The sequence below is a fragment of the Mesorhizobium sp. B1-1-5 genome (genome assembly GCF_006443065.1).
Classification (GTDB): Bacteria; Pseudomonadota; Alphaproteobacteria; order Rhizobiales; family Rhizobiaceae; genus Mesorhizobium.
On the sequence record NZ_VFWS01000338.1, the window covers coordinates 1 to 1,566 of the forward strand.

A 1,566-nucleotide genomic window follows, 5' to 3' on the forward strand; every position below is an offset into this window, starting at 1 on the left:
CACTGCTACTTCGGCCATGTCCCCTCCGGGCGCGTTCGGTTCGTTGGGCGGTTCACCCATGTCTGGATGTTTTCCGCTGGTCATGCAAACGAACACGCGCCGCGCCGCCGTTCTTTGGCCTACCCGCCTTCATTCAGATTAACGGAGCAAGGGCGCCAACCCTATGCCCCTTGTGCGACGGTCGGACCGAAGGTCCGGGTGAGGGCCGGCGCCGCCTCCCCGCCTAGGCGAGGGTAAGTCAGGCGATGGCTCACATCCCCGTCAGATCGCTCATCAGGCCCGATGCCACCGACAGCCGCGACACGGTGATGTCGCCGCCCTCGGTCAGCGCCTGCAGCCGTTCGCGGGTGCGGCCGATCCTCTCCCCGCCGGCCTCCAGCCACGCCGCCACCGGGTCGGCTGCCCCGGCGTGGTTCACGAGTGCCGCCACCGCGATGCCGCGCCGCGCGGTCCCGATCGTGTCGGTGGCGCGCGACAGGGCGAGCTGGTCGTAATAGTCCGCCGGTGTGATGGAGCGGGCCGCCTCCTCGACGCGCGGAATACGGAAGGCGTCGCTGACCGCGAAGAAGGCCTTCGCCGCGGCGACGATGTCGGCGCCTGCCGTTCGCGCCGTCAGCGCGATGTCGGGGATCAGCTCCGCCACATCGGCCAGCGCCAGTTGCGCTGCCAGCCTGTCCGGCGCCCCGGCCTTGAACAGTCCATGCCGCTTCTCGTCGATCCGTTCGCGCGAATAATCGGGGAGCAGCGAAACGAGTTTCGGCTCCCGCGCCTTGCGGGCCTCCTGCAATTCGGCGATGCGCTGGGCAAGCGGCGCCGTGCCGGCGTCGTTCTTCAAGTACCAGCCGCTGGTCACGTAGATCAGCCGGCTGACCGCCTGGTAGAGATCGAGCTGCATCTGGCCGTCGATCTGATTGTCGAGCGCGTCGATCTCGCGGTAAAGCGCCGGCAAGGCAAAGCCGTCGCGCACCACGGCGAAGGTGCGCACCCCGTCGGCGGCGGTGCGCCCCGTCGCTTCCCGCAACCGGTTGACGAAGGAGGGACCGCCGCGGTTGACCAGCTCATTGGCGACGACGCGGGCGATGATCTCGCGGCGCAGGCGATGGCCGTGGATCTCGGCGGCATATTTCTTCGCCATCCGGTCGGGGAAATAACCCATCAGGTCGCGGTCGAAATGCGGCTCGTCAGGCACGTCGCTTGCGACGATGTCGGAAAACAGCACGATCTTGGCATAGGCGAGCAGCACGCCGAGCTCGGCCCTGGTCAGCGGCTCGCCGCGCGCCTCGCGCTCGGCAAGGGCCGTCGGCGAAGGCAACGTCTCGACCGTGCGGTCGAGCAGGCCGCGCGCTTCCAGCGCCGACATGAAGCGGGCCTGGTGGGCGATGTCGGCGAGGCCGCGCTTGCGGGCGATGGAGAGCGCCAGCGTCTGCTGGTAGTTGTTGGACAGGACCAGCTCGCCGACCTCGCCGGTCATCTCGGCGAGAAGCTTGTCGCGCGCAGGCCGGGTCAACGACCCTTTGCGCATGGCGGACGCCAGCGCGATCTTGATATTGACCTCGACGTCGGAAC

General features: G+C 68.4%; 1 protein-coding gene. It reads right to left on the bottom strand.

The window, feature by feature from the left end; translation table 11 throughout:
- Positions 1–250: 250 nt before the first annotated feature.
- The coding region (locus FJ980_RS31110; RefSeq protein ID WP_181181370.1) for an NAD-glutamate dehydrogenase domain-containing protein at positions 251–1,566 on the bottom strand (1,316 nt) is incomplete at its 5' end.